General features: G+C 72.9%; 22 protein-coding genes. 13 read left to right on the forward strand and 9 right to left on the reverse strand.

The window, feature by feature from the left end:
- Positions 1 to 19: 19 nt before the first annotated feature.
- Positions 20 to 1,228: a bifunctional adenosylcobinamide kinase/adenosylcobinamide-phosphate guanylyltransferase gene (locus tag ACIP67_RS09935; RefSeq protein ID WP_401690127.1), complete on the reverse strand. Its 1,209-nt coding sequence runs from the start codon at positions 1,226 to 1,228 to the stop codon at positions 20 to 22.
- A gap of 169 nt (positions 1,229 to 1,397) precedes the next feature.
- On the opposite strand from ACIP67_RS09935, the gene ACIP67_RS09940 reads away from it, so the two are divergent.
- A complete protein-coding gene (locus ACIP67_RS09940) occupies positions 1,398 to 1,613 on the forward strand; it encodes a hypothetical protein (RefSeq protein WP_401690130.1) in 216 nt (71 codons plus the stop codon).
- Between the two features lie 69 nt (positions 1,614 to 1,682).
- Here ACIP67_RS09940 and ACIP67_RS09945 read toward each other — a convergent pair whose 3' ends face one another.
- From ACIP67_RS09945 to ACIP67_RS09955, 3 genes are all read right to left on the reverse strand, one after another.
- Positions 1,683 to 2,774: a S1C family serine protease gene (locus ACIP67_RS09945; RefSeq protein ID WP_401690133.1), complete on the reverse strand. Its 1,092-nt coding sequence runs from the start codon at positions 2,772 to 2,774 to the stop codon at positions 1,683 to 1,685.
- 547 nt (positions 2,775 to 3,321) lie between these two features.
- Positions 3,322 to 4,023, reverse strand: coding sequence for a methyltransferase domain-containing protein (locus ACIP67_RS09950; RefSeq protein ID WP_401690136.1), 702 nt, complete (start codon positions 4,021 to 4,023; stop codon positions 3,322 to 3,324).
- A gap of 83 nt (positions 4,024 to 4,106) precedes the next feature.
- Positions 4,107 to 4,736 carry a DUF3043 domain-containing protein gene (locus ACIP67_RS09955; protein ID WP_401690139.1) on the reverse strand — a complete coding sequence of 210 codons (630 nt, stop codon included), beginning with the start codon at positions 4,734 to 4,736 and terminating at the stop codon, positions 4,107 to 4,109.
- 285 nt (positions 4,737 to 5,021) lie between these two features.
- On the opposite strand from ACIP67_RS09955, the gene ACIP67_RS09960 reads away from it, so the two are divergent.
- The 6 genes from ACIP67_RS09960 (at position 5,022) to ACIP67_RS09985 (ending at position 14,315) form a co-directional block, all read left to right on the forward strand.
- Positions 5,022 to 5,819 (forward strand): PspA/IM30 family protein, encoded by a 798-nt coding sequence (locus ACIP67_RS09960; protein ID WP_389511656.1) that lies wholly within the window; start codon positions 5,022 to 5,024, stop codon positions 5,817 to 5,819.
- Between the two features lie 34 nt (positions 5,820 to 5,853).
- On the forward strand, positions 5,854 to 6,132 hold the full coding sequence (locus tag ACIP67_RS09965) for a hypothetical protein (RefSeq protein WP_401690142.1): 279 nt from the start codon (positions 5,854 to 5,856) through the stop codon (positions 6,130 to 6,132).
- Positions 6,133 to 6,373: 241 nt separating this feature from the next.
- Complete coding sequence (locus ACIP67_RS09970; protein ID WP_401690145.1) at positions 6,374 to 7,642, forward strand: sensor histidine kinase; 1,269 nt, start codon at positions 6,374 to 6,376, stop codon at positions 7,640 to 7,642.
- Complete coding sequence (locus ACIP67_RS09975; RefSeq protein WP_401690148.1) at positions 7,639 to 8,319, forward strand: response regulator; 681 nt, start codon at positions 7,639 to 7,641, stop codon at positions 8,317 to 8,319. The genes ACIP67_RS09970 and ACIP67_RS09975 overlap by 4 nt, the downstream gene beginning before the upstream one ends.
- A 132-nt stretch (positions 8,320 to 8,451) precedes the next feature.
- Entirely contained in the window at positions 8,452 to 11,553 is a 3,102-nt protein-coding gene (locus tag ACIP67_RS09980; protein ID WP_401690151.1) for an efflux RND transporter permease subunit, read from the forward strand.
- 536 nt (positions 11,554 to 12,089) lie between these two features.
- Complete coding sequence (locus ACIP67_RS09985) at positions 12,090 to 14,315, forward strand: PQQ-binding-like beta-propeller repeat protein (RefSeq protein WP_401690154.1); 2,226 nt, start codon at positions 12,090 to 12,092, stop codon at positions 14,313 to 14,315.
- 45 nt (positions 14,316 to 14,360) lie between these two features.
- Here the strand turns inward: ACIP67_RS09985 and nadA are convergent, their stop codons facing one another.
- Positions 14,361 to 15,545, reverse strand: a complete 1,185-nt coding sequence (gene nadA, locus ACIP67_RS09990; RefSeq protein ID WP_401690157.1) for a quinolinate synthase NadA — start codon at positions 15,543 to 15,545, stop codon at positions 14,361 to 14,363.
- 278 nt (positions 15,546 to 15,823) lie between these two features.
- Here nadA and erpA point away from each other — a divergent pair, with 278 nt between their 5' ends.
- Entirely contained in the window at positions 15,824 to 16,180 is a 357-nt protein-coding gene (gene erpA / locus ACIP67_RS09995; protein ID WP_381606607.1) for an iron-sulfur cluster insertion protein ErpA, read from the forward strand.
- A gap of 90 nt (positions 16,181 to 16,270) precedes the next feature.
- Here erpA and ACIP67_RS10000 read toward each other — a convergent pair whose 3' ends face one another.
- Together ACIP67_RS10000 and ACIP67_RS10005 are read right to left on the reverse strand one after the other, a co-directional pair.
- Positions 16,271 to 18,151 carry a hypothetical protein gene (locus ACIP67_RS10000; RefSeq protein WP_401690160.1) on the reverse strand — a complete coding sequence of 627 codons (1,881 nt, stop codon included), beginning with the start codon at positions 18,149 to 18,151 and terminating at the stop codon, positions 16,271 to 16,273.
- A gap of 144 nt (positions 18,152 to 18,295) precedes the next feature.
- A complete protein-coding gene (locus ACIP67_RS10005; RefSeq protein ID WP_401690163.1) occupies positions 18,296 to 18,505 on the reverse strand; it encodes a hypothetical protein in 210 nt (69 codons plus the stop codon).
- Between the two features lie 129 nt (positions 18,506 to 18,634).
- Between ACIP67_RS10005 and ACIP67_RS10010 the strand changes: the two genes are divergently transcribed.
- Positions 18,635 to 19,609 (forward strand): carbohydrate kinase family protein, encoded by a 975-nt coding sequence (locus ACIP67_RS10010; RefSeq protein ID WP_401690165.1) that lies wholly within the window; start codon positions 18,635 to 18,637, stop codon positions 19,607 to 19,609.
- Positions 19,610 to 19,619: 10 nt separating this feature from the next.
- On the opposite strand, the gene ACIP67_RS10015 is transcribed toward ACIP67_RS10010, so the two are convergent.
- Positions 19,620 to 21,014, reverse strand: a complete 1,395-nt coding sequence (locus ACIP67_RS10015) for a cysteine desulfurase/sulfurtransferase TusA family protein (protein ID WP_401690168.1) — start codon at positions 21,012 to 21,014, stop codon at positions 19,620 to 19,622.
- A gap of 296 nt (positions 21,015 to 21,310) precedes the next feature.
- Between ACIP67_RS10015 and coxB the strand changes: the two genes are divergently transcribed.
- The 4 genes from coxB to ACIP67_RS10035 all read left to right on the forward strand — a co-directional run bounded on the left by coxB (position 21,311) and on the right by ACIP67_RS10035 (position 25,876).
- Positions 21,311 to 22,270 (forward strand): cytochrome c oxidase subunit II, encoded by a 960-nt coding sequence (coxB, locus tag ACIP67_RS10020; protein ID WP_401690171.1) that lies wholly within the window; start codon positions 21,311 to 21,313, stop codon positions 22,268 to 22,270.
- Positions 22,267 to 24,003: a cytochrome c oxidase subunit I gene (ctaD, locus tag ACIP67_RS10025; protein WP_389511642.1), complete on the forward strand. Its 1,737-nt coding sequence runs from the start codon at positions 22,267 to 22,269 to the stop codon at positions 24,001 to 24,003. Before coxB ends, ctaD begins: the two co-directional genes overlap by 4 nt.
- Positions 24,000 to 24,398 (forward strand): cytochrome c oxidase subunit 4, encoded by a 399-nt coding sequence (locus ACIP67_RS10030; protein ID WP_385072498.1) that lies wholly within the window; start codon positions 24,000 to 24,002, stop codon positions 24,396 to 24,398. Before ctaD ends, ACIP67_RS10030 begins: the two co-directional genes overlap by 4 nt.
- A gap of 131 nt (positions 24,399 to 24,529) precedes the next feature.
- Positions 24,530 to 25,876 carry an Ig-like domain-containing protein gene (locus ACIP67_RS10035; RefSeq protein WP_401690175.1) on the forward strand — a complete coding sequence of 449 codons (1,347 nt, stop codon included), beginning with the start codon at positions 24,530 to 24,532 and terminating at the stop codon, positions 25,874 to 25,876.
- 73 nt (positions 25,877 to 25,949) lie between these two features.
- Here the strand turns inward: ACIP67_RS10035 and ACIP67_RS10040 are convergent, their stop codons facing one another.
- Positions 25,950 to 26,351: a hypothetical protein gene (locus ACIP67_RS10040; protein ID WP_389511640.1), complete on the reverse strand. Its 402-nt coding sequence runs from the start codon at positions 26,349 to 26,351 to the stop codon at positions 25,950 to 25,952.
- Between the last annotated feature and the right edge of the window lie 74 nt (positions 26,352 to 26,425).

The following is a 26,425-nucleotide window of genomic DNA, read 5'->3' on the forward strand; positions in this document are numbered from 1 at the left end:
CGCGTTCGCCCCGCCCGTCTCACCCCCGCAGCACCACCGCCTGCCCCGCCACCACCAGCACCACCTGCTCGCACTCCGCCGCGATCGCCGCGTTCAACCGCCCCAGCTCGTCGCGGTACCGCCGCCCCGACGCCGTGGCCGGGACGATGCCCGAGCCGACCTCGTTGGAGACCAGCACGACCGTCCGCCGGGTCTCCCGCACGGCCGCCGCCAGCCCCACGACCCGGGACCGCAGCGCGCGCTCGCCCCCGTCCGCCCACACCGCGTCGTCCCACGCCCCCACGGCGTCCATCGCGTCCGTCAGCCACAGCGACAGACAGTCGATCAGCAGCGCGGGACCGTCCGTCCCCAGCAACGGCACCAGGTCGCACGTCTCGGCCGTACGCCACGAACCCGGCCGCCGCTCCCGGTGCGCCAGGACCCGTTCCGCCCACTCGGTGTCCCCGCCGCGCGAACCGCCCGTCGCGACGTACAGCACGCCGGGGAAGGACTCCAGCCGCCGTTCCGCCTCCACCGACTTGCCCGACCTGGCTCCGCCCAGCACCAGCGTCCGCCGGGGCACGTCCGGCACGTCCTCGTACGCCCCCACCGTCAGCGTCGACCCGTCGGGCACCGCCCGGGCCCCCGCCGCCGCGAGCCGCCGCCGCGACTCCGGCCCCGGCGGCACGTCGTGGTCCAGGTGCACGGCGAGCACGTCGGTCGTCGGCCCCACCGCGCCCACCGCCCGCAGCTTCGCCAGCGCGTCCGGCCGCCCCACGACGTCCAGGAGGACCATGGCGTACCGCTCGGCGGACTCCGCCCCGTCCTCCAGACCGGCCGGCGCGCCCCCCGGCGGCAGGTACAGCAGCCGCTGCCCGTCCGGTCCCGTCACCGCGTACCCCGTGCCCGGCGCGTCCATCGCCACCGCCCGCACCCGATGCCCCGTCAGCAGCGTCCACTCCCGTCCGTCCGGCACCCGGCCGGGCTGCGGCAGCCCGGCCGGCACCTCGACGGGCGGCCCGTCGTGCGGATGCGACAGCAGCACCTGCCGTACGCCGGCCAGCGAACGCCCGGCACGGGCGGCGGCGAACGCCGCACCCGGCGTCAGGTCCAGCAGCAGCGAGCCGTCCACGAGCACCGCGGTCGCCGCCCGCGCGGCCACGCCGAGCGAGGCCGCGCAGGCCGCGCAGGGACAGTCGGGGCGGGGCAGACCCGCGGGGGCACCGGTACCGAGCAGCGTCACTTCCACGAACCGATTTTCGCCGCTTGCCCTCCGCCCCGCGCGCCCGGTACCCCCGAACCCCCGATCATGGCGGCCCGTTCCCGCACGGCGCACCGCACGAGCGCATAGGCTCTGAGCGGGAGCCGGACCGAGATCCGGCTCCCGCTCTGCAGGTACCGACGCGTTGGAGGCGTACATGGCGGCATGGACGTGGCGTTTCGAGAAGGCCGACGGGACGGAGGTCGAGCCCGCGGTGCAGCCCGAGGAGTTCACCACGCAGGGGGACGCCGAGTCCTGGATCGGGGAGCACTGGAAGGACCTGCTCGAAGGCGGCACGGACCAGGTGCGGCTGTTCGAGGACTCCACCGAGATCTACGGCCCGATGAGCCTGCGCGCGGCCGAGGCGTCGTAATCGCCGCAGACGGCCGGACCGGGGTGCTCGCCCCGGTCCGGTCCCGGTCTGCCCGGCTGCCGCGTCCCCTCAGTCCGGCGGCCCCTCCTGCTCGCCCAGCGTCACCTCCACGGTCCGCTCCCGGCCGTCGCGCGTGAACGTCACCGTCGTGCGCTGTCCGGGCCGCCGCGCGGCCAGCGCCTCGGACAGCGAGGTGATGGTGGTGACGCCGGTGTCCCCCAGCGCGGTGATGACGTCCCCGGCCTCGAGGCCGGCCCGGTCGGCCGCGCCCCCGCCGTTCACCTCCACGACGGCCACCCCGGCGGGCCGGAACTCCGCGTCCACGTAGGTCCGTCCGATGATGCCGAGCGCCGCCCGGCCGGACGCGGTCACCCTGCCGTCCCTGACGATCTGGTCGGCGAGCGACCGCACCGTCGACGCCGGGATCGCGAACCCGATGCCGGGCGCCGCGCTGTCGCCGAACCCCGGGTCGACCGCGGCGAGCGTCGGGATGCCGATCACCTGCCCGTCCAGACCGACCAGCGCGCCCCCGCTGTTGCCGGGGTTGATGGCCGCGGACGTCTGCACCATGTTGGTGAGCGTCGCCCCCGTACCCCCTTCCGCGCCGCCCTCGGTGACGGTCCGTCCGGTCGCCGAGACGATGCCCTGCGTCACGCTCGACGACAGCCCCAGCGGCGAGCCCATCGCGAGGACGATCTGCCCGACCTCGACCTTCGCCGAGTCCCCGAAGGCCGCCGGCCGCAGCCCGTCGGGCGCCCGGTCCAGCTTGACGACGGCGAGGTCCTGCTCCGGGTACGAGTAGACGACGGTCGCGGCGAGCGCCGCCCGGCTGGTGGCGGTGGTCACCTCCACCGTTCTCGCGACGCCGACCACGTGCGCGTTGGTGACGATGTGTCCCTGGTCGTCGTAGACGACGCCCGAGCCCAGACCGTTGCCGGTCCGCAGCTGCACGACCGACGGCAGAACGTCCTTGATCACCCTCTGGTAGGCGTCCTCCAGATCGTCCGCCCGCGTGACGACCTCGCGCCGTACGGGCTGCCGGGTCACCGTCTCCCCGCCCGAGGGCCCGGCGGCGGAACAGCCGGCGACCAGCGCGAGGGCGCACACCCACACGGCCGCGGCCGGCCGGCGGACACGGGGAGGGGAGGAAGGATCATCCATGCCCCGAGTCTTCCCGCGGGGCGGGAGCCCGGCTCGCCCTGATCACCCGAAAGAGCGCAGCCGACCATACCCGGCACCGGCCCCCGGTGACCGCGCCGCGGCCTGCGGCGGCCGTGCCGGGTGTGCCTCGGCGGGGGGTGCTGCGCAGCGGGTGGGGTGGTTTGCAACGCCGTTCTCGCCGGGGGCCGGTGCGCCGGCCGCCCGGGGGCCGCGCTACGGCCTGGGGCGGCCGTGCCGGGTGTGCCTCGGCGGGGGGTGCTGCGCAGCGGGTGGGGTGGTTTGCAACGCCGTTCTCGCCGGGGGCCGGTGCGCCGGCCGCCCGGGGGCCGCGCTACGGCCTGGGGCGGCCGTGCCTCGGCGGCGGGCGCTGCGCAGCGCGCGCGGGGTGGTCTGTACGCCGCTCACGCCGGCAGCCGGTGCGCCGGCCGCCCGGGGGCCGCGCTACGGCCTGCGGCGGCCGTGCCGGGTGTGCCTCGGCGAGCGGCGCTCCGCAGCGCGTGGGGCGGTGTCTACGCCGCTCCCGCCGCCGACCGCCGGTGCCGGCCGCTCAGCCCCGTACCCCGCACAGGTGCAGCAGCGCCGCCACGCCCCGGTACGGATCCGTGCGTCCGGCCCGCTCCTCCACGGTCAGCAACGTCTCCACGTCGTCCGGGGTCTGCTCCTCGTCGGCCGCCGTGTCGGTGAAGACCCGCACGCCGTACCAGGCCTGGAGGGGCGCGCCGATGCCGGCGAGTGTCGCGGTCAGCGTCTCGCGCCGGTCCGCGCGGACGTCGAGGCCCAGCCGGTTGCGGTACGCCGCGCTGTCGAAGGCGGCCAGGGCGCCCGCCCAGTCGCCGGACAGACCGGGCCGCATGGCCAGCCCGTCGGCGTTGCGGACCAGCAGCGACAGCAGCCCGCCCGGGGCGAGCACCCGGGCCAGACCCGCCAGCAGCGGGTCCGGCTCCTCCACGTACATGAGCACACCGTGGCAGAGCACCACGTCGAAACTGCCGGGCAGGAAGTGCACGCCGGTGTCCCGGCCGTCCCCCTCGAAGATCCGCATCCGCTCCCGGATGCCCTCCGGCTCCCCGGACAGCGCCTCACGGGCCGCCGCGATCATCGTCGCGTCCTGCTCCAGGCCGGTCACCTGGTGACCGAGCCGGGCCAGCCGCAGCGCCTGCGTGCCCTGGCCCATCCCCACGTCGAGCACCCGCAGCCGCTGCCCGACCGGATACCGCCCGGCTATCTGCTCGTCGAGCTGCCGGGCCACCAGCTCCTGCCGTACGACGTCACGCAGCCCGCCCAGCTTGTTCAGCCAGGCCTCGGCCGCCCCCCCGGAGAACGCAGCAGTGCTCAGGGCCGCTCCCCGCGCTTGACCAGCGGCTTGGGCAGCCGGAGCCGGCGCATCTGGAGGGAGCGCATCAGCGCGTAGGCCACCGCGCCCCGGCGGTTCTGGTCGGGGAAGCGCTCGGCCAGCCGCTTCTTCAGACGGAACCCGGTGACGATCGAGTCCAGCACGATCAGCACGATCACCACGAGCCACAGCAGCAGCGCGATGCTCTGCAGCGACGCCACCTGGATCATGCTCAGCACGAGGATGACCACGGCCATGGGCAGGAAGAACTCCGCCACGTTGAACCGCGAGTCGATGAAGTCGCGCGCGAACTTGCGGACCGGGCCCTTGTCACGGGCCGGCAGATACCGCTCGTCGCCGCCGGCCAGCGCCTGGCGCTGACGCTCCAGCTGGGCTCGGCGCTCGTCGCGCTGCCGCTTGGCGGCCTCCTTCCGCGTCACCGGCGTGTTGGCCACGCTGCGGCGCTGGGACTGGGCCTGACTGCGCTTGGGCGTCGGCCGGCCCTTGGGGGCCTGCGGGTCTCGGGATTGCTTGGAGTCGGTCACCGTCGCCTTGTCGGCGCCCGGTGCCTTCTCTTCCTTGGCACGGCTACGGAACACAAAACCCAAGGGTAAGCGCTCCCCCCGCATGGACCCCAGCCCGAAGGGGAACGATCCGGCAACACCGGTCGTCCGAACTGGGGAAGGACCTGGGACAGACCGGGGGAGAGGGGACGCCCGGTGACCTGACGCCACAGGAGGGTCACCACCCGGAGGGTCACCTACTCCTCACGCCGGAGCAGGGCCTTGGTCAGTCGTCCTCGGGGAGGAGCGCATCCGCCCCCGGACAGTGCGTCAATGGAAGCAGGGCCCGTACTGTGGGTTCTGTTGCAGACCGGTGAGCTGGAGTCCGTCAGAAGGGGGCGCGCGAAGCCCATGAGCGGTGTCATGAAGCGTATGGGGATGATCTTCCGCGCGAAGGCGAACAAAGCCCTTGACCGGGCCGAGGACCCTCGCGAGACCCTTGATTACTCCTACCAGAAGCAGCTGGAGCTCCTCCAGAAGGTCCGCCGCGGCGTCGCCGACGTCGCCACCTCCCGCAAGCGCCTGGAACTCCAGCTGAACCAGCTCCAGTCGCAGTCCTCGAAGCTGGAGGACCAGGGCCGCAAGGCACTCGCCCTCGGCCGGGAGGACCTCGCCCGCGAGGCCCTCTCCCGTCGCGCGGCCCTCCAGCAGCAGGTCACCGACCTGGAGACCCAGCACGCGACGCTCCAGGGCGAGGAGGAGAAGCTCACCCTCGCGGCCCAGCGGCTCCAGGCCAAGGTCGACGCCTTCCGGACGAAGAAGGAGACCATCAAGGCCACCTACACCGCCGCCCAGGCCCAGACCCGGATCGGCGAGGCCTTCTCCGGCATCTCCGAGGAGATGGGCGACGTCGGCCTGGCCATCCAGCGTGCCGAGGACAAGACCGCCCAGCTCCAGGCCCGCGCCGGCGCCCTCGACGAACTCCTCGCCTCCGGCGCCCTGGACGACCCCACCGGCCTGGCCAAGGACGACATCCAGGCCGAGCTGGACCGGCTCTCCGGTGGTACGGATGTAGAGCTGGAGCTCCAGCGGATGAAGGCCGAGCTCGCCGGAGGCGGCTCCGCCGGGCAGCAGGCCATCGAAGGTGGCACGAGCCAGTCGCAGCCCCAGCAGCAGCCACAGGACACCCCGCGCTTCGACAAGCAGTAGCCCGGCGCCGGGGACCGGAGCCGAGGAGGGCGACGTGATCGTGCGGATCATGGGGGAGGGCCAGTGGGTTCTGGCCGACTCCCACCTCGCCGAGCTGGACAAGCTCGACGACGAACTGCTCGCGGAGATGGAGGGCGGCGACGAGGAAGGCTTCCGCCGCACCGTGCGCGCCCTGCTGGACGCCGTCCGCCGCCTCGGCGTCCCCCTGCCGGACGCTTCCCTGGAACCCTCGGAGCTGATCCTCCCGGCCCCCGAGGCGAGCCTGGAGGAGGTCCGGGCGATGCTCGGCGACGGCGGGCTGATCCCGGGGTGAGACCCCGTCGCCGCGGGCCTCGGGGCGGATTCCCGTCCCCGGCAGCGGTTCGGCGGCGTCCGCCGGCGGGTCTCCCGTGCCGGCCACGGCATCCCGGCCCGTCCGGCGTTCGAGGACGAGGCCCGTTCAGGCCCGACGCGGGGGTCCGGGAGCGCCAGCTTCCGGCGACGCGCCCGCACCGCGGCAGCCCCCGGCGACGCGCCCGCACCGAGCGACGGTCACCCCGAGAAGGTACGGCACCTTGACCCCCCTGGCCCGAGCCCACCGCCGGCTCACCGCACACCCCCTCGCCCTCGACGCAGCCCTCGCCGCCGCCGTCCTCCTGTGCATGCTGGCCGGCTCCTTCGTGGACCCGCGGGAGCAGGGCGTCAGCTGGGAGCTGCGCACCCCGGACCCGCTGAGCCTGCTGCTGATCGTCCTCGGCGCCGCGGCCCTCGTGCTGCGCCGCCGCGCCCCCCGGACGGTCCTCGCCGTCACCGGCGTCCTCTCCGTGGTCGAGTCCGTCACCGGCGACCCCCGCGCGCCCGTCGCGATGGCCGCCGTCGTCGCCCTCTACACCGTCGCCTCCACCACCGACCGCCCGACGACCCTGCGGGCGGGCCTGCTCACCACGACGGTCCTCACCGGTACGGCGATGCTCGCCGGCCCCCTGCCCTGGTACGCCCAGGACAACCTCGCCCTCCTCGCCTGGACCGGCATCGGCGCCACCGCGGGCGACGCCGTCCGCAGCCGCCGCGCCGTCGTCCAGGCCATCCGGGACCGCGCCGAGCGGGCGGAACGCACCCGTGAGGAGGAGGCCCGCCGCCGGGTCGCCGAGGAGCGGCTGCGCATCGCCCGCGACCTGCACGACGTGGTCGCCCACCACATCGCCCTGGTCAACGTCCAGGCCGGAGTCGCCGCCCACGTCATGGACAGACGCCCCGACCAGGCCAAGGAGGCCCTGGCGCACGTCCGCGAGGCCGGCCGCTCCGCGCTCGACGAACTGCGGGCCACCGTCGGCCTGCTGCGCCAGTCCGGGGACCCCGAGGCCCCCACCGAACCGGCCCCCGGCCTGGACCGCCTCGACGACCTCGCCGGCACCTTCCGCAGCGCCGGACTCCCGGTCCAGGTCGCCCGCGCCGACCACGACACCCGGCTGCCGGCCGCCGTCGACCTGGCCGCCTACCGCGTCATCCAGGAGGCCCTGACCAACGTGCGCAAACACGCGGGACCGGACGCCAGGGCCGAGGTCAGCGTCGTGCGGGTGGGGCCCCGTATCGAGGTCACCGTCCTCGACGACGGCCCCGGCGACGCCACCGGTCCCCGCGATGGCACCGGCCCCGGCGGCACCACCGGCCCCGACGGCACCACCGGCTCCCCGGACGGCGGCGGTCACGGCCTGCTCGGCATGCGGGAACGCGTCACCGCCCTGCGCGGCACCCTCACCACCGGGCCCCGCTACGGGGGCGGCTTCCGCGTCCATGCCATCCTTCCGCTCGACACCCCCAGCGCCTCCGAGGACTCCGCATGACCATTCGCGTCCTGCTCGCCGACGACCAGGCGCTGCTGCGCAGCGCCTTCCGCGTGCTCGTCGAGTCCGAGCCCGACATGGAGGTCGTCGGCGAGGCGTCCGACGGCGCGGAGGCGGTGCGGCTGGCCGAGGAACGGCAGGCGGACGTCGTCCTGATGGACATCCGCATGCCCGGCACCGACGGACTCGCCGCGACCCGGCTGATCAGCGCGGACCCGGCGCTCGCCCGGGTCCGCGTGGTGATCCTGACGACGTTCGAGGTCGACGACTACGTGGTGCGGTCGCTGCGCGCGGGAGCCTCCGGTTTCCTCGGCAAGGGCAGCGAACCGGAGGAGCTCCTCAACGCCATCCGGGTCGCCGCGGCCGGCGAGGCCCTGCTCTCCCCGGCCGCCACCAAGGGCCTGATCGCCCGCTTCCTCGCCCAGGGCGACGCCGACGGCGACCGCGACCCCGCCCGGGCGCAGCGCCTGGACGCGCTCACCGTGCGCGAGCGCGAGGTCCTCGTCCAGGTCGCCGGCGGCCACTCCAACGACGAGATCGCCGAACGCCTCCGGGTCAGCCCGCTGACCGTGAAGACGCACGTCAACCGGGCCATGGCCAAGCTGGGCGCCCGCGACCGCGCCCAGCTCGTGGTGATCGCGTACGAGTCCGGACTGGTCCGTCCGAGGGTGGAGTGATCCCCCCCGGCCGTACTGCGCCCGGAGTATGCGCCGCATAAGGAAACCGACCTGGGGCCTACGGAACCACCCGCCCCGATGCCACAGGGTGAAGGGGCCACTTCTGTCGCTCCAGAAGAGAGACCTCCACCCATGTCCTGGCTGTCGAGATTCAGCCTCGCGCAACGGGCCCTGATCGGCCTGATGTCCATCATCGCGATCGTGTTCGGCGCGATCGCGATCCCCCAGCTCAAGCAGCAGCTGCTGCCGACCATCGAACTGCCGGTGGTGTCCGTGCTGGCCCCCTACCAGGGCGCCTCCCCGGACGTCGTCGAGAAGCAGGTCGTCGAGCCGATCGAGGCCGGCCTCGAAGCCGTCGACGGCATCACCGGCGTCACCTCCACGGCGAGCGAGGGCAACGCCGTGATCATGGCGTCCTTCGACTACGGCAGCGACACCGACCGGCTCGTGGCCGACGTCCAGCAGGCCGTCAACCGGGCCCGGGCCCAGCTCCCGGACGCCGTGGACCCGCAGGTCGTCGCCGGTTCCACGGACGACATACCGACCGTCGTCCTCGCCGTCACCTCCGACCGCGACCAGCAGGCGCTCGCCGACCAGCTCGACCGGACCGTCGTCCCGGCGCTGGAGGACATCGACGGCGTCGGCCAGGTCACCGTCGACGGGGTGCGCGACCTCCAGGTCTCCGTCACCCCCGACGACGCGAAGCTGGCGCGGGCAGGCCTGACGCCGCAGTCCCTCGCCCTGGCGCTCCAGGCGGGCGGCGCGACCGTCCCGGCGGGCTCCTTCGACGAGGCCGGAGCCAACCGCACCGTCCAGGTCGGCGGCGGCTTCACCTCGCTGGAGCAGATCCAGCACCTGATGATCGCGGGCACGGCCGGCGCGAAGCCGGTGCGGCTCGGTGACGTGGCCGGCGTGAAGCAGGAGGAGGCCCCGGCCGACTCGATCACCCGTACCGACGGCAGGCCCAGCCTCGCCGTCTCCGTCACCATGGACCACGACGGCAGCGCGGTCGCGATCTCCGACGCCGTCGAGGACAAGCTGTCCGGGCTGCGCGAGGACCTCGGCGACGGCGCGTCGATCACGGTCGTCAGCGACCAGGGCCCGGCGGTGTCGAAGTCCATCGAGGGCCTGACGACGGAGGGGGCGCTCGGCCTGCTCTTCGCGGTGCTCGTCATCCTGGTCTTCCTGGCGTCGGTCCGCTCGACGCTGGTGACCGCCGTGTCGATCCCCCTGTCGGTCGTGCTGGCGCTGATCGTGCTGTGGACGCGCGACCTGTCGCTGAACATGCTGACGCTGGGCGCCCTGACCATCGCCATCGGCCGGGTCGTCGACGACTCGATCGTCGTCCTGGAGAACATCAAGCGCCACCTCGGCTACGGCGAGGAGCGCCAGGCCGCGATCCTCACCGCGGTGCGCGAGGTGGCCGGCGCGGTCACCTCCTCCACCCTGACCACGGTCGCCGTGTTCCTGCCGATCGGCCTGGTCGGCGGCATGGTGGGCGCCCTGTTCGGCTCGTTCAGCCTCACCGTGACGGCGGCCCTGCTGGCCTCCCTCCTGGTCTCGCTGACGGTCGTCCCGGTCCTGTCGTACTGGTTCCTGCGCGCCCCCAAGGGCACCCCCGAGGACGCCGAGGAGGCCCGCCGGGCCGCGGAGGAGAAGGAGGCGAAGAGCCGCCTCCAGCGCTTCTACGTCCCCGTCCTGCGGTTCGCGACCCGGCGCCGGCTGACCAGCGTGGCCCTCGCCGTCGTCGTCCTGATCGGCACCTTCGGCATGGCACCCCTGCTGAAGACCAACTTCTTCGACCAGGGCGAGCAGCAGGTCCTGACGGTCAAGCAGGAGCTGGCGCCGGGCACCGGCCTGGCGGCGACCGACGCCCGGGCCGAGAAGGTCGAGCACCTGCTCGCCGACGTCGACGGGGTGAAGGACTACCAGGTCACCGTGGGCTCCTCCGGCTTCCTCGCGGCCTTCGGCGGCGGCACGGACACCAACCAGGCGTCGTACCAGGTGATGCTGGAGGACTCGGCGTCGTTCGACGACGTGCGGGACCGCATCGAGGCGGGGCTGAAGAAGCTCGACGGCATCGGCTCGACCACCGTCGCCGCCGGCGACGGCTTCGGCAGCCAGGACCTGAGCGTCGTCGTCAAGGCGGCCGACGGCGACGTGCTGCGGAAGGCGGCGGAGCAGGTCCGCGAGGCGGTGGCCGGGCTGGACGACGTCACCGACGTCACCAGCGACCTGTCGCAGAGCGTGCCGCGCATCTCCGTGCGGGCGAACGCCCGGGCCGCGGCGGCCGGTTTCGACCAGCAGACGCTCGGCGCGGCGGTCGCGCAGGCGGTCCGCGGCACGACGGCGGCGAAGGCGATCCTGGACGACACCGAGCGGGACGTCGTCATCACGTCGGCGAAGCCGGCCCGGACGCTGGCGCAGCTGAAGGCCCTGCCGCTGGGCAAGGTGAAGCTGGGTGACATCGCGACCGTGCAACTGGTCGACGGCCCCGTCTCGATGACCCGCATCGACGGTCAGCGCGCGGCCACCGTCACCGCCCGGCCCACCGGCGACAACACGGGCGCGGTGAGCGCCGACCTCCAGTCGCGGATCGACGGGCTGAAGCTCCCGGCGGGCGCGACGGCCGAGATCGGCGGCGTCTCGCAGGACCAGGACGACGCGTTCGCCAACCTCGCCCTGGCGATGCTCGCGGCGATCGCGATCGTCTTCATGCTGCTGGTGGCGACCTTCCGGTCGCTCGCCCAGCCGCTGATCCTGCTGGTCTCCATCCCGTTCGCGGCCACCGGCGCGATCGGTCTGCTGCTCGTCACCGGCACCCCGATGGGCGTCCCGGCGATGATCGGCATGCTGATGCTGATCGGCATCGTGGTGACCAACGCGATCGTGCTGATCGACCTCATCAACCAGTACCGCGGCCAGGGGTACGGCGTCGTCGAGGCCGTGGTCGAGGGCGGCCGCCACCGTCTGCGCCCCATCCTCATGACGGCCCTCGCGACCGTGTTCGCCCTGCTGCCGATGGCCCTGGGCGTCACCGGGGAGGGCGGCTTCATCGCCCAGCCCCTGGCGGTGGTCGTCATCGGCGGCCTGATCACCTCGACGCTCCTCACCCTGCTGCTCGTCCCGACGCTCTACGCGATGCTCGAGCTGCGCAAGGAGCGCCGGGCGGCGAAGCGGGCGGCCAAGCGGCGGCCGGAGCCGGAGAAGACGCCGGAGCCGGCGGGCGTGTAGCCCGGGTGAGCCCCCCGGGGAAGTCCCCCCGGGGAAGTCCCCCCGGGTGAGCCCCCCGGGTGAGCCCCCCGGGGAAGCCCCCCGGGGAAGCCCCCCGGGGAAGCCCCCCGGGGAAGCCCCCCGGGGAAGCCCCCCGGGGAAGCCCCCGGGGTGTCCCCGAGGGAAGCCCCCGTGTGGTGTCCCCCTGGGGGTGGGGGCTGCGCGTCGCCTGTCGGCCGCGGGCCGTCGGTGGCTGGTCGCGCAGTTCCCCGCGCCCCTGGGGGGTGGTTCCTAGGGCGTTGGCAGGTGTGCCTCCGGGGGGTGGATCCTGCGGTGTTGGCGGGTGTGCCTCTGGGGGGTGGATCCTGCGGTGTTGGCGGGTGTGCCTCTGGGGGGCCGGGCGTTGCGGCCTCGGCCCGGGTGTTTGTTCCCGGCAGGCCGCCGTGCCGTCGTCGTACTGCGGTCGGGGCAAGGCGGCCTGTTCGGCACTTCTCCTTGCGCGGGGTGTACCTATCCTGTGAGCTCGGACTGCTCTGCGGGGGAGGGGGATCGGGGCGGTGCCACTGCACAGGGACGATCCGCGGTCGGTCGGCGGGTACCGGGTCGTGGACCGGTTGGGATCCGGCGGGATGGGGGTCGTCTACCGGGGCAGGTCGAGATCCGGCCGGGAGGTCGCCGTCAAGGTGGTCCACGCCCAGTACGCCGAGGATCCGGTCTTCCGCACCCGTTTCCGTCAGGAGATCGAGGCCGTCCGCAAGGTGAGCGGTGCCTTCACCGCCCCGGTGGTCGACGCGGACCCCGACGCCGTACGGCCCTGGATGGCCACCCAGTACGTCCCGGCGCCCACGCTCTCCGCCCGGATCCGGGCCGACGGCCCGCTGCGGGGCGCGGAGCTGCGCCGGCTCGCGCTGGGGCTGGTGGAGGCGCTGCGGGACATCCACCGGGCCGGCGTCGTCCACCGCGATCTCAAGCCCGCGAACGTCCTGGTGGCCGAGGACGGCCTGCGCGTCATCGACTTCGGCATCTCCCGGGCCGCCGAGAACCAGACGCTGACGGAGACCGGGAAGGCGATCGGCACCCCGCCGTTCATGTCCCCGGAGCAGTTCACCGACGCCCGCTCGGTGGGCCCCGCGTCGGACGTCTTCTCGCTCGGGGCGCTGCTGGTGTTCGCGGCGACGGGACGCGGCCCGTTCGACGCCGACAGCCCCTACCTCACGGCGTACCGGGTGATGAACGAGCAGCCTGAGCTGGAGTCGGTGGCCGAGCCGCTGCGCGCGGTCCTGGCCCGCTGTCTGGCCAAGGACATCGCCGACCGGCCCGGACTCGACGAGCTGGCGCGGCAGTTCGCGGTCGCCCTGCCGGAACCCGCGCCGGGTGACGCGCACACGGTGACGTTGCGTCTGACCCCGGCGGCGGGGGAGTCCCGCACGCCCACCGAGGTGGACGGGGCGTCGGGCCGTCCCGCCCCCCGGACCCGGCCGCGCCGCCTGCCGGCCGTGGCCGTCGCGGCCGGAGTGCTGGCCGTCGCCCTCACGGCGTACCTCTTCCTCGGCCCGCTGCGGGACGGCGGCGCCGCGGAGGCGGAGGGGTCGGCGAGCCCCTCGGCGTCCCCGGCCTCCCGCTGGGAGGCGCTCCCGGCCGGCTGGCAGCCCTGGCGGACGACGCTGTTCGAGCCCGCGGCCCGCGGCGAGGAACCGCTGCGCGACACCTCCGACGGACTACCGGTCTGCCGGTTCGGCGAGGGAGCCCTGTTCTGCGGCGGCGACACCGTCCTCCCGGTCCGCCTGGACGCCCTGACCGGCAGGACGGTCTGGCGGGCCGCGTCCGTGCCGGCCACGGTGGAGCCCGACGCGTACGCCTCCTGGATCCTCGACGTGCGGGACGGCACGGTGCTCGTCCGGCAGACCCTCACCGATCCCCCCACGGGCGAGACCGAGAGCGACCTCCTCATCGCCCTCGACGCGGTGTCCGGGAAGCGGCTGTGGTCCCGCGAGATGAACGGTGAGAACGCCGAACCGGCGGTCGTCGGGGACCTGGTCCTGATCCCGGACGGCGACGGCCGCTCGCTGACCGCCCACGCCCCGCGCGACGGCGCCGAGCGCTGGACGACGACCCTGCCCGCCGGGTACTACTGCGGCGTCCACGACATCGGCGGCCGCCCCTACGCGGACTGCACCGCCTACGACTCGGGCGCCCCCCGGCTCCTCGCGCTCGACCCGGCCGACGGCACCCGGCGGAGCCTGCCGTCCCTGCCGGAGGACGCGAGTTACGTGGGTTCCCTCGGTGACCGCCTGGTCTTCGCCGAGTGGCTGGACGAGGAGGGCGCGATGGAGATGGCGTACGCGCGGCTCCAGCTCGTCGACCCCGACACCGGTGCCCGGGCGGCGACCGAGCTGGCGCAGGTGTTCCGCGGGACGGCGACCATGGTGAACGGCACGCTCTGGTTCGCCACCACCAGCGGCCAGGTGACGGCCGTGTCGCCCACCACGGGCAAGCAGCTGTGGCAGACCCGGACGAGCCTGGAGCAGCCGGGCGAGCCCGTGGCCGACGGCCGGGGCCGCACCGTCTACCTGGCGAGCGCCAGCGGGCGGGTGGCGGCGCTCGACGCCCGTGCGGGCACGCTGCTGTGGGAGTCCTTCCCGCGCGCCGACCACGTGGCGAGCGGCGGCTTCCCCTCGCCCGGGGTGTTCGTCCACGAGGGCGCGCTGCTGGTGTCGACCCCGGACGGCACGGTCTTCAGCGTCGACCCGGCCCACCCCGACCGGGGTACGGCGTCGGAGTGACGGCACTCCGACGCCCTACCCGCATCCGGGAGTCCGGGCCGTCCCCTACGGCAGGGCCAGCATCCGCTCCAGCGCGAGTTTCGCGAACGCCTCGGTCTCCTGGTCGACCTCGATCCGGTTGACCAGCTTGCCGTCGGCGAGGGACTCCAGGGCCCAGACCAGGTGGGGCAGGTCGATGCGGTTCATGGTCGAGCAGAAGCAGACCGTGCGGTCGAGGAACACGATCTCCTTGCCCTCGGGGGCGAAACGGTTCGCCAGCCGGCGCACCAGGTTCAGCTCGGTGCCGATGGCCCACTTCGAGCCGGCCGGGGCGGCCTCCAGCGCCTTGATGATGTACTCGGTCGACCCGACGTGGTCCGCCGCGGCCACGACCTCGTGCCGGCACTCGGGGTGCACCAGGACGTTCACCCCGGGGATGCGGGCGCGCACGTCCTCGACCGACTCCAGGCTGAAACGGCCGTGCACCGAGCAGTGGCCCCGCCACAGGATCATCTTCGCGTCGCGCAGCTGCTCGGCGGTGAGCCCGCCGTTCGGCTTGTGCGGGTTGTAGACGACGCAGTCCTCCAGGGACATGCCCAGGTCGCGGACGGCGGTGTTGCGGCCCAGGTGCTGGTCGGGCAGGAACAGCACCTTGTCGCCCTGCTGGAAGGCCCATTCCAGCGCCCGCTGCGCGTTCGACGAGGTGCAGATGGTGCCGCCGTGCTTGCCGGTGAAGGCCTTGATGTCCGCCGAGGAGTTCATGTACGACACCGGCACGACCTGATCGGCCACCCCGGCCTCGGTCAGCACGTCCCAGCACTCGGCGACCTGCTCGGCCGTCGCCATGTCGGCCATCGAGCAGCCGGCGGCGAGGTCGGGCAGCACGACCTTCTGGTCGTCGGAGGTCAGGATGTCCGCGGACTCGGCCATGAAGTGCACACCGCAGAACACGATGTACTCGGCCTCCGGGCGCGCGGCCGCGTCCCGGGCCAGCTTGAAGGAGTCGCCCGTGACGTCGGCGAACTGGATGACCTCGTCGCGCTGGTAGTGGTGACCCAGGACGAAGACCTTGTCGCCGAGCCTCTCCTTGGCGGCGCGGGCCCGCTCCACCAGGTCCGGGTCGGAGGGGGAGGGCAGATCGCCGGGGCACTCGACGCCCCGCTCGCTCTTCGGGTCGGCCTCACGGCCGAGCAGCAACAGGGCGAGCGGAGTCGGCTGTACGTCGAGCTCCGTGGTCTGGGCGGTGGTCACGGCACGCACCCTTTCTACTTTTCGTCGAACTGACGTTATCTATCATAGCCTGCTTCACGTCACTTTGACGATGGTCATCGCGTCGATGTGACGTGAATCCCGGTGGTGCCGGGCCGGCCCGTCCCCGCGCGCCACCGTGAGCCGCTGTCCGCTTCACGGCGCATGTGCGAGCATGAAGGGACAGGCGACAAGACACGTGCCCGGCCCGGAATGAATCCGCGGCCCCGCCGGTTGCAACCGTCGGCAAGCAGTCTCCGTACAACCCGGGAGAGATGTAGATGTCCGTATCGGACGAGACCAGCACCGTCACCGACGGCATCGTTCTGACCGACGCCGCCGCGTCGAAGGTCAAGACCCTGCTCGACCAGGAAGGCCGTGACGACCTCGCCCTCCGTGTGGCCGTCCAGCCCGGCGGCTGCTCCGGCCTGCGCTACCAGCTCTTCTTCGACGAGCGTTCCCTCGACGGCGACGTGGTGAAGGACTTCGGCGGAGTCAAGGTCGTCACCGACCGCATGAGCGCCCCCTACCTCGGCGGCGCCACGATCGACTTCGTGGACACGATCGAGAAGCAGGGCTTCACGATCGACAACCCGAACGCGACCGGCTCCTGCGCCTGCGGCGACTCCTTCAGCTGAGCCGTCCCCGACGTCGGCCGAGCCGTCCCCGACGGTGCGAAGGCGGCGGCCCCTCCACGGGGCCGCCGCCTTCGGCGTACGCGCGGGCCGCTACGGCAGCCGCGCCCCGGGCTTCTCCAGCGGGATCTCCCCGCCGTCCGTGCCGACCACGGTCCTGCCGCCCAGCGGCTCCTTCAGCTCGACGGTCCGGTGGTGGAGCTGCGCGATCGCGATGCAGACCTGGTCCGGCCAGGACGTGGCCGTCACCGTGATCCTCACCTCGTCCCCGCTCTCCACCGCCGTCGCCGCGTAGTCGGAGCACACCCCGCCCGTGAAGGCCACGGTCAGTTCCTCGCCCTGCGCGGTGTAGCCGTCGACGGACACGTCACTGGTCCGCCCGCCCGGGGACGGCTCCCCCGACGGGGTCGACGCCGTGGGCGCGCTCAGGTACTCCGGCTCCACCGCGGGCTGCGTCACCGTGTGCTCGCCCCCGGCGTCCCGCACCTCGAACAGCCACGACGGCACCAGCACCTGACGCCCGCCCGAGGCGTGCGGGGCGAGCCCGAACACCGCGTCCGCCACCGTCAGCGACTCCCGCTGCGGGGCGGTCGTCGAGGTCCCGCACGGACTGCCCGACCCCTCCTCGAGGGGCACCGGGTCGGCGCAGCCGCCGATGCCCGTCCGCGGGTCCGTCCCCGGCGCCGCGTTCAGCCGGTCCAGCGCATCCCGCGCGCTCAGCACCGGATACGTGTCCCCCTTCACCGGCGTCGTCAGCTGACCGCCCCCGGCGACGACCTCTCCCCGGACGTTGACGGTGACGCCGGTCGTCCACCCGTACGTGGGCAGGCCCCCGATCTCGGGGTCGGCGTTCACCAGCCGCTGGGCGCCCACGACCCGGCTCGCGTCGATCTTGGCGTCGTCCTGGCCGAGCGCCTTCAGGACCGGCGCCGCCGCCTTCTTCGCGGCCGCCTCGCTCACCGGGGTGCCGGACGGGTCCGCGGTGTTCTTGCCGCAGTCGGTGGGGTTTGCGCAGGTGTCGGTGCCGGGTGTGTAGCGGTTGAACGTCCAGGGGCCGGGCGCCTGCCGGTTCACCCGCAGCACCGGCCCCGAGCCGTCCGCCACGGAGCCGACCCGCCACTCCTGCCCCTCGCTCACCGGCGTCCCGTCGACGCCCAGCGCCGCCGCCAGCCGCGCCACCTCGTCCGCGGTGACCTCGCCCCGCGCCCAGTACACGGCCGCCGAGCCGGGGCCGTCCGGGAGGGTGCCCTCGGCCCGGTAGGTGACCCCGTAGGGGTTCGGCTCGCCGGGCGCGATGCCGTTCACGTCCCCGCCGGAGTCGCCGCCGGCGTAGTCGTCGAGGACGAGCGCCGGGGGAGTGCCGCTTTCCGAGGGCGCCCCCGCCCCGGACCCGCCACCCGCGCCGCCCGTCGTACTGGCCGCCAGGTAGGCACCCCCGCCGCCCACCAGCAGCACGGCGGCGGCGACGGCGGCGACGAACAGGTGGGATCGACGGCGGCCACCGGAGGAACCGCCGTCCGGCACCTCACCGGCGAACCGGCCGCCACCGGCGTCGCCACCTTCCGCCCCGCCGTCGGCCCCCCTGCCGCGGGCCTCGCCGTCGTCCGCCCTGCCGTCGGCCTCGCCGTTTTCGGCATCACCGTCGGGCCGCTCCCTGGGGGACTCCTCCCGTACGGACTCCTCCCGTACGGACTCCTCCCGTACGGGCTCCTCCCGGGGGAACCGCTCCCGTACCGGCTCCTGGGAGGACTCCGCTCGTACGGGCTTCTCCCGGAGTGACTCGTCCCGTGCGGCCTCCCGGGAGGACACCTCCCGCACGGGCTCCACGGACCCCACAGACTCCACGGGCTCCCCCCGCAGGCGCCGTTCCCGTGCGGGCTCGCCCGGTCCGCTCCGCTCCGATCGCGTCTCCTCCCGCGCGTCCCGGTCCTCGGGCCCGCGCGCGGTGTCGTCGTCGGGTCGCTCGGTGTTCACCGCATCGCTCCTTCGGCCGCCCTGCTGTCGTACCCCCCATCCCCCCGACGGGGGACAGCGATGGGACGCGGCGGGGGAGCGCACGGTTCCACGCCGGGCGCCCCACCGGGGACAGCGGGCAGGGCCGGCGGAGCGGCGGACGGCTCAGTTGCCGTAGTCCGGCATCTCCTCCAGCATCCGGGCCGAGGACGCCGGGACGGTCACGCCGTGGATCCAGGACGGGGGCACAGGGCGGGCGGGGTCCCGCTCGGGAGCCGCCCAGTGCGGAGCCATCCGGGCGCAGTCGCCCCGCAGCGACGCGAGATCCCCGTCGGGATCGGCCGGGGCGGGGGCGTGGTCCTCGAGGTTCGTCATAGCGGCACCGTACGCAGGTCCGGTCGTGCGAAGAAAGATCTACTATCAGGTAGTTTCGCCTGCTTCAGTGGCGTCCGTCTTCCGGGTAGCGTGAACTGTCAATCCCCCTCCCACAGGAGAGTCCACGCCGTGCGCATCGCAGTCACCGGCTCCATCGCGACCGACCACCTCATGACGTTCCCGGGCCGCTTCGCCGACCAGCTCGTCGCGGACCAGCTCCACACGGTCTCGCTGTCCTTCCTGGTCGACCAGCTGGACGTACGGCGTGGCGGGGTCGCCGCGAACATCGCCTTCGGCATGGGACAGCTCGGCACCCGTCCCATCCTGGTCGGCGCCGCGGGCGCCGACTTCGACGAGTACCGCGCCTGGCTGGACCGGCACGGCGTGGACACCGAGTCCGTCCGCATCTCCGAGACGCTGCACACCGCCCGCTTCGTGTGCACGACGGACGCCGACCACAACCAGATCGGCTCCTTCTACACCGGCGCGATGAGCGAGGCCCGCCTGATCGAGCTGAAGACCGTCGCCGACCGCGTCGGCGGCCTCGACCTGGTCACGATCGGCGCCGACGACCCGGAGGCGATGCTCCGCCACACGGAGGAGTGCCGCTCCCGGGCCATCCCGTTCGCCGCGGACTTCTCGCAGCAGATCGCCCGGATGGACGGCGAGGAGATCCGCATCCTGATGGACGGCGCGACCTACCTCTTCTCCAACGAGTACGAGAAGGGCCTCATCGAGTCCAAGACCGGCTGGAGCGACGAGGAGATCCTCTCCCGGGTCGGCCACCGCGTCACCACCCTCGGCTCGCGCGGCGTCCGCATCGAGCGGGCCGACGAGGACCCCATCGAGGTCGGCTGCCCCCAGGAGGAGCGCAAGTCCGACCCGACCGGGGTCGGCGACGCCTTCCGGGCCGGCTTCCTCTCCGGCCTGGCCTGGGACGTCTCCCTGGAGCGGGCCGCCCAGATCGGCTGCATGCTCGCCACCCTCGTCATCGAGACCGTCGGCACCCAGGAGTACCAGCTGCGCCGCGGCCACTTCATGGACCGCTTCGCCCAGGCCTACGGCGACGAGGCCGCCGCCGAGGTCAAGAAGCACCTCAGCTGAATCGGACGGCTCAGCCGAGCCGGCGGACCAGATAGGCCGAGCCCCGGTCCGCCGGCTCCTCGCCCACGTACTCCTGCTCCCGCATGGCGCACCACGCGGGGATGTCGAGCCGCGCCGCCTCGTCGTCGGACAGCACCCGGACCGTGCCGCCCACCGGCACGTCCCCGATGACCTTCGCCAGCTCGATCACGGGGATCGGGCAGCGCTTGCCGAGGGCGTCCACCACGAGGACGTCGTCCCGCACGTCCTGCCGCACGTCCGCCACCGGCGCCGGCGCCGGCGCCCCGAGCTTCTCCCGCACCCCCGCCACCGTCCCCGGCAGCAGTGCGAGGAACCGCTCCACGTCCTCCTCCGCCGTCCCCGGCGGCAGCGACACCCGCACATTGCCCTCGCTCAGCACCCCCATCGCCCGCAGCACATGACTCGGCGTCAGCGTGCTGCTCGTACAGGACGACCCGGACGACACGGAGAAGCCCGCCCGGTCCAGCTCGTGCAGCAGGGCCTCCCCGTCGACATAGAGACACGAGAAGGTGACGGTCCCGGGCAGCCGGCGCTCCGGATCCCCGACCACCTCCACGTCCGGCACCAGCGCCGGCACCCGCGCCCGGATCCGCCGCGTCAGCTCCCGCAGCCGCGCCGCCTCGGCCGCCGCCTCCGCGCGCACCGCCCGCAGCGAGGCCGCCGCCGCCACGATCGCCGGAAGGTTCTCGAAACCGGCCGCCCGCCCGGACTCCCGCTCGTCCGCGGGGCCCCGGACGGCGAACCGCACGCCCTTGCGCACCACCAGCAGCCCCACCCCCGACGGCCCGCCCCACTTGTGGGCACTCGCCGTCAGCAGCGACCAGGGCCCCTCCGCCGGCCCCCATCCCAGCGACTGGGCGGCGTCCACCAGCAACGGCACCCCGGCCGCCCGGCACACCTCGGCCACCGCCGCCACCGGCTGCTCGGTCCCCACCTCGTGGTTGGCGGACTGAAGACAGGCCAGCGCGGTGTCCGCCCGCAGCGCGTCCTCGTACGCCTCGACCGTCACCGCGCCCGTCCGCCGGACCGGCACCCGTGTCACCGTCCCGCCCTCGGCCTCGAACACCTCGGCCGAATGGAGCACCGAGGAGTGTTCGACCGATGACACGATCAGGTGACGTCCGGCCCGCCGCCGGCCGGCCAGCGCCCCGGCGATCCCGCTGTGCACGGCCCGCGTCCCCGACGGTGTGAACACCAGCTCGTCGGTCCGGCACCCGACGGCGTCGGCGGCGGTCTCCCGGGCGGCGTCGAGCAGCATCCGGGCCCGCCGCCCCTCCCGGTAGAGCCGGGCCGGATCGGCCCAGCCCTCGTCGAGCGAGGCCAACAGCGCCTGCCGGGCCACAGGATGAAGGGGAGCGGCGGAGGCCGCGTCGAAGTAGGGCACACGGCAACGCTAAGCGCCCCGAAGGGAGGTGGGGAACCGCGCGACCGGCCCCCCCGCGCGTCCGCAGTCGCGAACACATCGCGAACACCCGCCCCATGAGGCGCGAACCCGGCACACTCCCACCCCTTCGGGGTGACCCGCGGCGCGTATGCCACCCTCCCCGCGAACCCCCGGAAGGCGTCGGCTAGGGTTTGGTCCGCATAAACATCCAAACCCCTGCCCGACGCAGGGCGGCGACCGACCAGCGAGAAGGCCGCAGCCGATCCGCGCGGGCGAGACTCTCGGGAAGGCGCTACGTGAGTCCCAACGGCTCCGACCGCTCGCCGCGGCGCCCGATGCGGCGGAAGCTGCTGCAGGCAATGACCGCGGGCCTGGTCCTGGCGACCGCCACCGGTTGCACATGGGAGGACTTCCCCCGCCTTGGTATGCCCACCCCCACCACGGAAGAGGCTCCGCGGATCCTCTCCCTGTGGCAGGGGTCCTGGGCTGCCGCGCTCGCCGTCGGCGTGCTGGTGTGGGGCCTGATCCTGTGGAGTGCTTTCTTCCACCGGCGCAGCCGCACCAAGGTGGAGGTTCCTCCGCAGACCCGGTACAACATGCCGATCGAGGCGCTGTACACGGTGGTCCCCATCATCATCGTGTCGGTCCTCTTCTACTTCACGGCCCGCGACGAGTCCAAGCTCCTCGACCTGGAGAAGAAGCCCGACGTCACGGTCAACGTGGTCGGCTTCCAGTGGAGCTGGTGCTTCAACTACATCGAGGACGTCGACGGCTCCAGCGGGGACGCGAAGACCGACGCGAACCTGGACGCGATCCCGGACCGCTACAAGGACGAGTTCCCGGACAACGCGGGCGGCGTCTACACCTGCGGCACCCCCGGTGAGCGGAACCCGCAGACCAACAACCCCGGCCCGACCCTCTGGCTCCCCGAGGGCAAGACGGTCCGCTTCGTCCTCACCTCGCGTGACGTCATCCACTCCTTCTGGGTGGTGCCGTTCCTGATGAAGCAGGACGTCATCCCGGGCCACACCAATGCCTTCCAGGTGACCCCCAACAAGGAGGGCACCTTCCTGGGCAAGTGCGCCGAGCTCTGCGGCGTCGACCACTCCCGGATGCTGTTCAACGTGAAGGTCGTCTCCCCCGAGCGCTACGAGCAGCACCTCAAGGACCTCGCCAAGAAGGGGCAGACCGGTTACGTTCCCGCGGGCATCGAGCAGACCGCCCATGAGAAGAACCGGGAGACGAACAACCTGTGAGCATCCTCAACGAACCCCAGGGTGCCGCGGCGGCAGGGTCCCACTACGAGGACGAGCTGCCGGTCCGGCGCCAGCGCCGCGGTGAGGTCGTCATCAAGTGGCTGACCACCACGGACCACAAGACGATCGGCACGCTCTACCTCGTCACGTCGTTCGCGTTCTTCCTCATCGGCGGCGTGATGGCGCTCCTCATGCGCGCCGAGCTGGCCCGGCCGGGCCTGCAGATCATGTCGAACGAGCAGTTCAACCAGGCGTTCACGATGCACGGCACGATCATGCTGCTGATGTTCGCGACGCCGCTGTTCGCCGGATTCGCGAACTGGATCATGCCGCTCCAGATCGGCGCGCCCGACGTGGCGTTCCCGCGGCTGAACATGTTCGCCTACTGGCTGTACCTGTTCGGCTCGCTGATCGCGGTGGCCGGCTTCCTCACCCCGCAGGGTGCGGCCGACTTCGGCTGGTTCGCCTACTCCCCGCTGTCGGACGCGGTCCGCAGCCCGGGCATCGGCGCCGACATGTGGATCATGGGTCTGGCCTTCTCCGGCTTCGGCACGATCCTCGGCTCGGTCAACTTCATCACCACGATCATCTGCATGCGCGCCCCCGGCATGACCATGTTCCGCATGCCGATCTTCGTGTGGAACGTGCTGCTGACCGGTGTGCTGGTCCTGCTGGCCTTCCCGGTCCTCGCGGCCGCGCTGTTCGCCCTGGAGGCGGACCGCAAGTTCGGCGCCCACGTCTTCGACGCGGCCAACGGCGGCTCCTTGTTGTGGCAGCACCTCTTCTGGTTCTTCGGACACCCAGAGGTGTACATCATCGCCCTGCCGTTCTTCGGCATCATCAGTGAGGTCATCCCGGTCTTCAGCCGCAAGCCGATGTTCGGCTACTTCGGTCTGATCGCCGCGACCATCGCGATCGCCGGCCTCTCCGTGACCGTGTGGGCCCACCACATGTACGTCACCGGCGGTGTGCTGCTGCCGTTCTTCTCCTTCATGACGTTCCTCATCGCCGTCCCGACCGGTGTGAAGTTCTTCAACTGGATCGGCACGATGTGGAAGGGGTCACTGAGTTTCGAGACCCCGATGCTCTGGGCGACCGGCTTCCTGATCACCTTCACCTTCGGTGGTCTGACCGGTGTCATCCTGGCCTCGCCGCCGATGGACTTCCACGTCTCCGACTCGTACTTCGTGGTGGCGCACTTCCACTACGTCGTCTTCGGCACCGTCGTCTTCGCGATGTTCTCCGGCTTCCACTTCTGGTGGCCGAAGTGGACCGGCAAGATGCTGGACGAGCGCCTCGGCAAGATCACCTTCTGGACGCTGTTCATCGGCTTCCACGGCACCTTCCTGGTCCAGCACTGGCTGGGCGCCGAGGGCATGCCCCGCCGCTACGCGGACTACCTGGCCGCCGACGGCTTCACCGCCCTGAACACGATCTCCACGATCAGCTCGTTCGTGCTCGGCCTGTCGATCCTGCCGTTCATGTACAACGTGTGGAAGACGGCCAAGTACGGCAAGCCGGTCGGCGTCGACGACCCGTGGGGCTACGGCCGCTCCCTGGAGTGGGCGACCTCCTGCCCGCCGCCGCGGCACAACTTCCTCACCCTGCCGCGGATCCGCAGTGAATCCCCGGCGTTCGACCTGCACCACCCGGAGATCGCCGCGCTCGAGCAGCTGGAGCACGCCGGCCACGGCGCCGGTGCCATCGCGGGCAGCAAGGAGGCCGGCAAGTGAAGATCCAGGGCAAGATGTTCATCTGGCTGAGCGTCTTCGTCCTCGCCATGGCGGTCGTCTATGGCGTGTGGTCGAAGGAGCCGGCCGGTACCACGGCCCTCTTCCTGGCCTTCGGCCTGTGCATCATGGTCGGCTTCTACCTGGGCTTCACCGCCCGGCGGGTCGACACCGGTGCCCAGGACAACAAGGAGGCGGACGTCGCGGACGACGCCGGCGAGCTGGGCTTCTTCAGCCCGCACAGCTGGCAGCCGCTCTCCCTGGCCATCGGCGGCGCTCTGTCCTTCCTGTCCGTCGCGGTCGGCTGGTGGCTGCTGTACTTCTCCGCACCGCTGGTCATGATCGGCCTGTGGGGCTGGGTCTTCGAGTACTACCGCGGTGAGAACCGCACCCAGTAGCACGCGCCCGGCACGGCACGAGCCCGGACACTCCGTCAGGAGGGTCCGGGCTCACGCTTTCGCCGCAAAACCGGTCGTCCATCCGTGTCTCCCGGCGCGCCGCCGTTGACAGGGCTCCCTAGCGTGAAGCCATGAACCGCTCCGAGCCTTCCCGCGGCGCCCGAACCGGTGCCGAGGGGGTGACCGCACCCCGCCCCTCGGGCCTGCGCGCGCTCACCCCCGCGGCCCCGCCGCGCCTGCGCCCCCGCACCGTCGTCGGCTGCACCCTGCTGGTGATCGCCCTGGCCGAGGGCGCGATCGCCTGCGGCTCGGACGACCATCCCCTCGCCGCCCGCCCCTACGACGCCACCGACCGGATCTCCTTCAACGGCCCGAGCGACGGTGTGAAGGCCGACCCGGACAAGCCCCTGGAGATCACCGCGGAGGACTCCGACGACCGCATCACGGACGTCACCGCCGTGGACGCCTCGGGCCGCCACGTGGCCGGCGACCTCTCCGCCGACGGACGCCGCTGGCGCAGCACCGAGCCGCTCGCCGCCGACGCCCACTACACGGTCCGCGTGAGCACCGAGGACAAGGACGGCGCCCCCGGCCGCCGGGTCCTCACCGTCGACACCGGCAAGCCCACCGCCAAGACGCTGCTGACGGTGACGTTCGGCCCCAAGGCGGGCACCTACGGTGTCGGCCAGCCCCTCACGGCCGAACTGAGCCGGCCCGTCAAGGACCCCGCACAGCGCGCGGTCGTCGAGCGCTCCCTCAAGGTCGACTCCAAGCCCTCCGTCGAGGGCGCCTGGCACTGGGTCGACGACAAGAAGCTCCACTACCGGCCCAAGGACTACTGGCCGGCCCGCACCGCGGTCCGCCTGCACAGCACCCTGGACGGCATCAAGGTCGGCGACCGCCTCTGGGGCGGGCCGGCGAAGGACGTCGCCCTCACCATCGGCGACCGCGTCATCGCCGTCACCGACGCCTCGGCGCACTCCCTGACCGTCTTCAAGAACGGCGAGGAGATCAAGCGGATACCCGTCACCACCGGCAAGCCCGGCTTCGAGACCCGCAACGGCGTCAAGGTCGTCCTGGGCAAGGAGTACTTCGTACGGATGCGCGGCACCAGCATCGGCATCGCCGAGGGCTCCTCGGAGTCCTACGACCTGCCGGTCTACTACGCCACCCGGGTGACCTGGAGCGGCGAGTACGTCCACGCCGCCCCCTGGTCCGTCGGCTCCCAGGGGTACGCCAACGTCAGCCACGGCTGCACCGGCATGAGCACCCAGAACGCGGCGTGGTTCTTCCAGAACGTCCGGGAGGGCGACGTCGTCCAGGTCGTCAACAGCTACGGCCACACGATGGAGACCTTCGGCAACGGCTTCGGCGACTGGAACATCGACTGGGCGAAGTGGCGCACGGGCAGCGCGCTGACCACCGGGCAGCACCGGCCCGAACAGGACCCGTCGAGGCTGCGGCCGACGGCCGTGTGAGGAGCCGCCGGGGGCGCCCTCCGAGCGGTCCCCGGCGTCCCGGGCGGGTGCCGCGGGCGACCCCCCGGGCGGGTCAGACGCCCAGCGCCTGCCTGTCCCGCAGCAGGGAGGCCAGCGCCCCCGCGAACTCCACCGGCTCCACGGGCAGCGTCACCGCCGCGTCGGCCCGGGACCAGGTCGCCAGCCAGGCGTCCTGGGGCCGCCCGATGAGGAGCAGCACCGGCGGGCACCGGAACACCTCGTCCTTGATCTGCCGGCACATCCCCATGCCCCCCATGGGAACGGCCTCGCCGTCCAGGACGCAGACGTCGATGCCGCCCTTGTCCAGCTCCGTCAGCACGGCGGCCGGGGTCGCGCACTCCACGAACTCGACCAGGGGCGCGTCGGGCGCCGGCCGCCGGCCGGAGGCCAGCCGCACCTGCTCGCGGGTGTTGGCGTCATCGCTGTAGACCAGCACCGTCGCGGTCGCCTGCATGGTTCCTCCACGCTCCTCAGAAGACACAGCACTGCTCGGGAACTTCCGGGTACCGACGGTGCGGATGCTACTCC

This window comes from Streptomyces sp. NPDC088812, from assembly GCF_044750285.1.
Classification (GTDB): domain Bacteria; phylum Actinomycetota; class Actinomycetes; order Streptomycetales; family Streptomycetaceae; genus Streptomyces.